The following is a 7,745-nucleotide window of genomic DNA, read 5'->3' as shown; positions in this document are numbered from 1 at the left end:
ATAACTTAGAGATTTAAAATAACTATTTAATTTTAAATAAGATCTTCGGCGTTTTGCTAAAGATCTTGGGTAAGATTAAATAACGCAATCAGGAAATTAGTTATCAAAATAATTGATCCATTTTGATATTTCTGACGTTTATTTCATTTGTTTTGTTCTTTAATTGACTATTTTGTTAGGTCATGTTTTACTATCCTTTGGTGATCCTGTGCAACTAGGATCGAAATTCTCTTTACTAATGAGGTTAAAATGATAAAGAAGCTAATGTCTCTTTGCGTTTTAGGTGCTGTTGCAAGTACCTCTAACTGCGCATTTTCTGAAGAAAGCAATCAGGTTAATATTTGGAACTGGAGCTACAATATCGGTGAGCATACAGTATCAGATTTTGAAAAGGACACAGGATTAAAAACAACATACGTTGAGTATGATTCAAACGAACTTCAGGAAGCTAGACTTCTTGCTGGCAACACCGGTTTTGATGCTGCTATTGTTGTTAGCTATTATGTACCAAGAATGGCTAAATCAGGTGCACTTCAAAAGATTGATCACTCAAAGATCCCAAACTGGGTTAAACAGAACAGAGCAAGACTTGAAAAACTTGCAACTTTAGATCCTAACAATGACTATGCTTATCCATATATCGAAATTTCAATCGGTATTGGTTATAACAAACAGAAAATTGAAGAGATTTTTGGCAAAGACTACAAGATTGATTCTTGGGACTTCCTATTCAAGAAAGAAAACTCTGACAAACTTAAAAAGTGTGGTATTGCAATCATCGATTCCCCTATCGAAGTTATCTCTGCAGTTCAGCACTATTTAAAGAAAGATCCTATCTCTACAAATCCAAAGGATTTTGAAGAAGCTAAAGACATCCTGACAAAGCTTGCATCTAATACAGCTTACTTCCAGTCTAACCGCTATGTAACCGATCTTGCATCAGGCGAAATCTGTGCTGCCATCGGTTATTCTGGCGACTTTATTCAGAGCCGTCACTTAGCTGCTCATGGAAAGAACAAATATGACATTGAGTATGTAATTCCAAAGGAAGGCTCAATCATGTGGTTTGACAGCTGGACTGTACCACGTGGAGCTAAGAACTATGACAATGCAATGAAATGGTTTAACTGGCTGTTAACACCTGAAAATGCAAAGAAACTGTCTGATGAAATGGGTTATATTCTTCCTGTAGATGAAGCTATGGCCAATGTATCTGATGAGCTTAAGAACAATGAAAGCATCATGCTCTCAGAGGAAAAGCTAAAGACAATGTACTTCATGCAGCCAACTCCTGCTAAGACATCAAGGATCACCAACAATGTCTGGAATGCCATGAAGATTGATTCAGCTAAAATTGCAAATCAGAACGACTAAAAGTTAGACTTTAAAACCTCCTTAAATGCACAGAATATGTTCATAAAACATGAATCTTACGGTGCAAAATAAGGAGGTTTGTTAATTTTGATAATACAAATTTCAGACTTTTTGCTCTTATCTAAATCTTAAGATATTAATGGACATGTCGACATGTCATGTTCACAAAAACATTTTCAAGAGCAAATATCTTAATCATTTCTATTTATTAAGAGCTGTCTTTTTTATCTTTTCTTTTTTCTTTACTGATCTTAATTTATCAGAAAAAGCAGGCTCAAGAAGATTCTTTACATAATTTTTTTTAAGATCATAACTACTCTTGTTCATCAGATCTTTTACTTCAACACCATTGAATGAAGAGAGCTTTTGATCAACTTTCTTAGTATTACGAAGCACAATTAGATTATGTAAAAGCTCATCCTCTTTGACACTGGTATTTGAACTTATTGAATTTAGCAATGCCTTTAAAGGCTCTAGTTTGCTTTGCATTTAAACACCGTTTTGCTCTGGATTATTAGAAGATCAGAATGTGGTAGTGTCTTTATCTCATCACAGGTTCTTACAATACTTGAAATCCTGTAGTATCGACTTAAGATCTTGTTTGCAAAATAATTACTATCCGCGTGAATATCACCTACAAAAATATAACGAGATGATACAACAGAAAATGGCTTTACAACAAGATCTGTTTTACCATTTGCTATCTGCTCTTTTATGCTGTTTTCCCGTTGAACAAACTCATCATTAAGTCTTGATAGACACTCAAGAGCATTAGTTGCCGTGATAAGAAAATATAGTGAAAAAATTACTGAATATGAATAGAAGAATGCTCTGTTTACAACTGTTATCTGCTCTTTTTTCAGAATATAGTAAAGTTTTAAAGAAGCGATAAGAGTGAATACAGTAAATACTGTTGCTGATCGTGCAGGAAAATTAGGAGAGAATATCATAACAGACAATGATACAAAACCTATTGCATACAGATATAAGGTGCAAACTATACTCTGTTTGTACTTTTTTATAAGCCCTTTTTTATATACGGTAAAAAGAAGATATAAAAATGCAATAATCAGTGGCAGATTCTCAAGTAAGGATAGATTAAACACACCTATAGCTGTAAAGATATGTGAAAAATAATCAAATCCTCCTGTGCTTTCCATCATATGCATTCTTGCTGCATTACCAGGTGACAGAACAAGTATCAAAAAGCCAGTGCACATTCCTGTAAAGCCTGCAACCATAAATGCTGACAGCTTCTTTTTTCTTAACATGTATACAAGATATAAAAAAGTCACAAAGCAAAGTGCAAAGCCTGTATTCTCATTGCACCAGCCAGCAGTAAGGCCACATAAAAAGATTAAAGAATTGAAGATATTTTTTAAAACAAAACCTTTAGATAAGCTACTATCATCTTTGTCACTTTCTAAAGCCTTTACAAAAGGCACCAGGATTAAAAGGACAAATGTCGTTGTAAAAAGATAATTGCAGGAGGTAACAAGCATAAAAAGTACCTCACCGAAATTTCTAAGACAAAGATATAGCAGTGAGAATGACATTAAAAGAGCTGTACTTTCAATTTTTAATGGATTTACAAAACTTCCCTTTGCAAGGACATTGACAAGATAAATCAAAAGTACAAAACACAGTGCTGTAGCAAAAGCTCCGGCAAGTTTACCAGAAAGTAAAAGTAATTGTGCCAATACATGAGGAGGTGTTCTTCCACCCCAGGTAAAATAATGTCTGTACTGAGACAGAACAATATCAGCAACTGAAGAGACTCTGTCATCTGTTCCCTCTATGAGCATATAACGGAAATCATTTGAAAAATGAGGGATGTTGTATGCAAAAAACATAACATACAAGAATATAATAGTAAGATATATAAAACTTCTGTAATTTGTCATTTTCTTAAGATATATTAGGTAAACTTATCTAAACAACAGCTTGCAATTCTATCACATCATGAATTTAAAAGAACTTATAAAAAATACAGTAAATCTGAACTTCACAAACCAGATTAAGCATATAGGAAATTTAAACAGCACAACTATCACATCTTTGGTGGCTGCAGCTAATGAAAACAAAAACAGAGGACCTTTATTTGTCATATGTCAAGACAGCTTTGATGCTATCAGCCTAAAAAGCAATCTGAAAGCACTGCTCCCTTTAGAGAAGATCTTCTATTTTTCAGATTTTGAAACTCTTGCATACGATACTATTGCTCCTCATCAGGATATCATATCATCAAGACTTGAGATCTTAAGTTCTCTTAGTAACCTTACAGATGGAATTGTAATTACTACAGTTAGTGCTCTTATGCACAGAGTCTGCCCTGTTGAGTATATAAAACAAAACTCCTTTGCCATAAAAAAAGGCGATCGCCGTGATATTGCAAAGATGAAAGACGATCTTGTAGAGCGTGGCTACTACCATGTTGAAAAAGTACTCTCTCATGGTGAATTCACCATAAGAGGATCAATTCTTGATATCTTCCCTATGGGCAGTAAAAATCCATACAGAATCGACTTTTTTGACGATGAGGTAGATTCTATCAGAACTTTTGATCCAGACTCTCAAAGATCGTTTGAAACAATAGACAGTGTCAGCATGCTCCCATCACATGAGTTTCCATTAGATAAGGAGGCTATAAGTGTATTCAGAAGCAACTACAGAGATTATTTTACAGGTGCTAATCTTGTAAATCATCCAATCTATCAGGCTGTCTCAAAAGGAGCCATCCCTGCAGGTATTGAATACTATATTCCTCTTTTCTTTGATAAGACTCAGTGTGTTTTTGACTACTTAGACAAACAAGCTGATATTGTACTTATAGGTGATGTTTTTAATGCTGTACAGGATTTTGATATTGAGGTTCATAAAAGAGCTCTTATGTTTAAGGGAAATCCTGATCATCCATCATTAGAGCCATCCTTAGTATTCATGAATGCAAAAGAGTGTACTGACAGAATTAAAGAACACAGGCTTTTAAATTTTGTAACAAAGGCCTTTGATGAGAACACTCTTTCAAAAAGAGGTTATTCAAATCTACCAGTTCAAACTATCCCAGACATTGCTTTTGTCCCATCAGATAAAAGCAGTGCCAAAAATCTTATAAGCTTCATTAATTCAAGAATTGAAAATGGCTACAGATTCCTTTTAAGCTGTGTGTCAGAAGGAAGACGCCAGTCTTTAAAGGATATTTTCCCAGAGGCAATTACCAATAATCATCCTCTTTTAAAAGCTTCATCAATTGACGAGTTTATAAACTCAAATTGCACCATGATGCTCACATTAGCTCCCTTTGATGAAGGTTTTGATTTACCTGGTTTAAAAATCTGCTATCTAACAGAATCTGAAATACTAGGATTCAAGGCAGTAAAGCAAAAACGCTCTTCTAAAAATGCAAGTATAAGCCAGGATACCATTATTAAGAACCTGGCTTCATTAAGTGAAGGTCAGATTGTGGTTCATATTGACCATGGTATCGGAAGATACAAAGGTCTTAAAACCATGGTAATAGGTGGAGTTAAAGGCGAGTATCTTACCATCGAGTATGCAGGTGGTGATATGCTTAATATTCCAATCACCGCACTTAACAAGGTTGCAAGATATTCAGGATCTGAAAATCCGCAATTATCAAAACTTGGCAATGACAACTGGGCTAAGAAAAAGAGAAAGGCTCAGGATAAGGTTATTGATGTTGCAGCTGCACTTTTAGATCTTTATGCAAAACGTGAAGCTAATAAGGGAACAGCTTTTGAGGTTTCTACAAAAGCACTTGAGGAATTTGCATCAGGCTTTAACTATCAGGAAACCAAAGATCAGGCGCTTGCAATTGAAAATACTATAAACGATCTGAAAAAGCCGACACCTATGGACAGACTTGTCTGTGGAGATGTTGGTTTTGGAAAAACAGAAGTTGCACTACGAGCTGCCTTTGTCGTTGCAAGTAATTCAAAACAGGTTGCCCTTCTGGTTCCTACTACAATTCTGGCTGAGCAGCATTATCAGAACTTTAAAGAAAGATTTGCATCTACTGCTATTACTATTGAACTACTCTCCCGCTTTAAAAGTACAAAAGAACAAAATGAGGTAATAAGAAAGGTTGAATCTGGTGCTGTAGATATAATCATAGGAACCCATAAGCTTTTATCAAAGGATATAAAGTTTAAAGATCTTGGACTTATTATAGTTGATGAGGAGCATCGTTTCGGTGTAAAGCAAAAAGAGACTCTAAAAAAGATAAGAGCAAGTGTAGATATTCTTACTCTAACTGCAACACCTATTCCAAGAACTCTTAATATGGCAATGGAGGGAATGAGAGAGCTTTCTATTATTGCAACCCCACCAGAGTCAAGACTTGCTGTTAAGACATTTGTATCAACAAGATCGGACAGTGTAACACGTGAAGCAATATTACGTGAGCTTAAGCGTGGAGGACAGGTCTACTATCTTCACAACGATGTTGCAACAATTGAACAAAGAGCAAGACAGCTTAGTGAGCTTGTCCCTGAGGCAAAGATAGGTATTGGTCATGGCCAGCTTAATGAAAAAGAGCTGCAAAAAGTAATGCATGATTTCTATCATCAAAGATATAATCTGCTTGTCTGCTCTACTATCGTTGAAAATGGTCTTGATGTTCCAAGTGCAAATACAATCATAATTGACAGAGCCGATCTGTTAGGTCTTGCTCAGCTTCATCAGCTAAGAGGACGTGTTGGTCGTTCACATCACCAGGCTTATGCCTATCTGTTTACACCACCAGAGCAGCTCTTATCAAAAGATGCAAAACTAAGACTTCAGGCTATATCATCACTTGAGGAATTAGGTGCAGGCTTCGTTCTTGCAACACACGATCTTGAAATCAGAGGAGCAGGTGAACTATTAGGCGAGGAGCAGTCAGGTCAGATTGAATCAATCGGTTTTGCACTCTACTCTCAGATGCTTGAAAATGCTGTAAAGGCATTAAAGGAAGGAAAGGAGCCATCTTTAGTCGATCTGAACATGAATGAATGCGATATCGATCTGCACATTCCTTGTCTTTTCCCTGATGATTACATTGGTGATGTAAATACAAGACTCTCTTTATACAAGAGACTTTCATCAGTTGAATCTGATGATGACTTTACCGATCTGAAAGTTGAACTTATCGACAGATTCGGTTTTCTGCCAAAAGCTGCTGAAAATCTATTTGAAGTTACAAAGCTTAAAAAACTTGCTACAAAACTTGGTATCAAACGTATCAGTGGAGATGAAAACGGTGGAATTATTGAATTTAATAAAGATCACAAAGTCTCTAACGATTATCTGATAACTCTTGTTACTATGTGCAAGAATAATGAATACAGAATAACAGGTCAGAACTCATTGAGATATAACCTAAAAGAATCAGAGAAATATCCAAGACTAGCTCTAGTAAAACAGCTACTTATGGCTTTTGATTGCCACAGATAAAATAACTGACTTAAGAGCATAGATAGATTAGTGATTTAGTAAACAGAGAATTTACTTTTTTGTTTAATGGTGTCTTTGCTTTGGAAGAAATGATTTTGTTGCATCGACACCATTTATTATTTTGAATGGTAATTTATGATTTATGAATATTGTTTACTTAATCTTTTTGCAAGAAATATAGCACTGCCTTTTATAGAAACTGATGCCATAGCAATAAACAGAATCTAAAAAAGGATAGGAAATATAAGATCTTGCAAAGCCTTTTTCTTCAATCTGTTTTAATGCATCAAAAGCGGTTGTTTCTAAAGTTCTATCACTATTTGCTACGTTAATTTCAATGATAACGCCTGTATTACCACAATTATCCATGAAAAGCAGATCTGCACAGATATCGTCTGATTCACAGTTTGTTTTAAAATCAGAAATAAATGTTGAACACTTTTTGAATACATCTGATAAGAAAGCTTTATAAAAGTTCTTAGGTTTTTGCTTTGATGCTTTGTCTCTTATTGATACATAAGTTTGAAGAAGATCAAAGATATTATTTTTTGCACATTCACAATTTTCTTCAAACAAAGCCTTTGCAACAATAGTTGCTTTATTCTCACCTTGATTTACTATGTTATAAAAGTGCTCTTCAATGGTTTGTACAAAACTATGTTTTATTTCAAGGTTTGGAATTCTAATTTTGTATATTGTTTTTTTCTCACCTGCAATTTCTTCAGTTCTATTACCATCTACAGTAAGGTATCCTAAATAATAAAGAAGTGCATAGAAATTATTAGAAGCTGGCTTTGCTAGATCAGCATAATTCAATGAATCATTCATGGTTGTTTCTATGTAAGCTCCCCAACACCTCAAAAAGTTAAAAATAATACCCCTATGGCCTAGAGCCACAGGTGCAGGTACGGGGGAAT

Annotated in this window: 4 protein-coding genes and 1 pseudogene; 2 read left to right on the top strand and 3 right to left on the bottom strand. The window is 34.9% G+C overall.

Features of this window, described 5'->3' with window-relative positions; all coding sequences use genetic code 11:
- Positions 1 to 249: 249 nt before the first annotated feature.
- The gene (locus J5V48_RS09210; protein ID WP_219938292.1) at positions 250 to 1,374 is read left to right on the top strand and encodes an extracellular solute-binding protein; all 1,125 of its coding nucleotides are present in this window, start codon (positions 250 to 252) and stop codon (positions 1,372 to 1,374) included.
- 201 nt (positions 1,375 to 1,575) lie between these two features.
- Here the strand turns inward: J5V48_RS09210 and J5V48_RS09205 are convergent, their stop codons facing one another.
- Positions 1,576 to 1,863, bottom strand: coding sequence for a hypothetical protein (locus tag J5V48_RS09205; RefSeq protein WP_219938291.1), 288 nt, complete (start codon positions 1,861 to 1,863; stop codon positions 1,576 to 1,578).
- A complete protein-coding gene (locus J5V48_RS09200) occupies positions 1,848 to 3,278 on the bottom strand; it encodes a DUF3329 domain-containing protein (protein ID WP_219938290.1) in 1,431 nt (476 codons plus the stop codon). Before J5V48_RS09200 ends, J5V48_RS09205 begins: the two co-directional genes overlap by 16 nt.
- A 58-nt stretch (positions 3,279 to 3,336) precedes the next feature.
- On the opposite strand from J5V48_RS09200, the gene mfd reads away from it, so the two are divergent.
- Positions 3,337 to 6,828 (top strand): transcription-repair coupling factor, encoded by a 3,492-nt coding sequence (mfd, locus tag J5V48_RS09195; RefSeq protein ID WP_219938289.1) that lies wholly within the window; start codon positions 3,337 to 3,339, stop codon positions 6,826 to 6,828.
- 153 nt (positions 6,829 to 6,981) lie between these two features.
- Here mfd and J5V48_RS09190 read toward each other — a convergent pair.
- A pseudogene (locus J5V48_RS09190) lies at positions 6,982 to 7,745 on the bottom strand (PD-(D/E)XK nuclease domain-containing protein); the annotation flags it as partial.

The sequence above is a fragment of the Succinivibrio faecicola genome (genome assembly GCF_019448115.1).
In the GTDB taxonomy this organism is placed as follows: domain Bacteria; phylum Pseudomonadota; class Gammaproteobacteria; order Enterobacterales; family Succinivibrionaceae; genus Succinivibrio; species Succinivibrio faecicola.
This window is presented reverse-complemented; position numbering and strand designations above follow the sequence as displayed.

What these genes read in the sequence shown, in the direction of transcription:
- J5V48_RS09210 (WP_219938292.1), top strand. Translation starts at nt 250, where the DNA reads ATGATAAAGAAGCTAATGTCTCTTTGCGTTTTAGGTGCTGTTGCAAGT.
- J5V48_RS09205 (WP_219938291.1), bottom strand. Translation starts at nt 1,863, where the DNA reads ATGCAAAGCAAACTAGAGCCTTTAAAGGCATTGCTAAATTCAATAAGT.
- J5V48_RS09200 (WP_219938290.1), bottom strand. Translation starts at nt 3,278, where the DNA reads ATGACAAATTACAGAAGTTTTATATATCTTACTATTATATTCTTGTAT.
- mfd (WP_219938289.1), top strand. Translation starts at nt 3,337, where the DNA reads ATGAATTTAAAAGAACTTATAAAAAATACAGTAAATCTGAACTTCACA.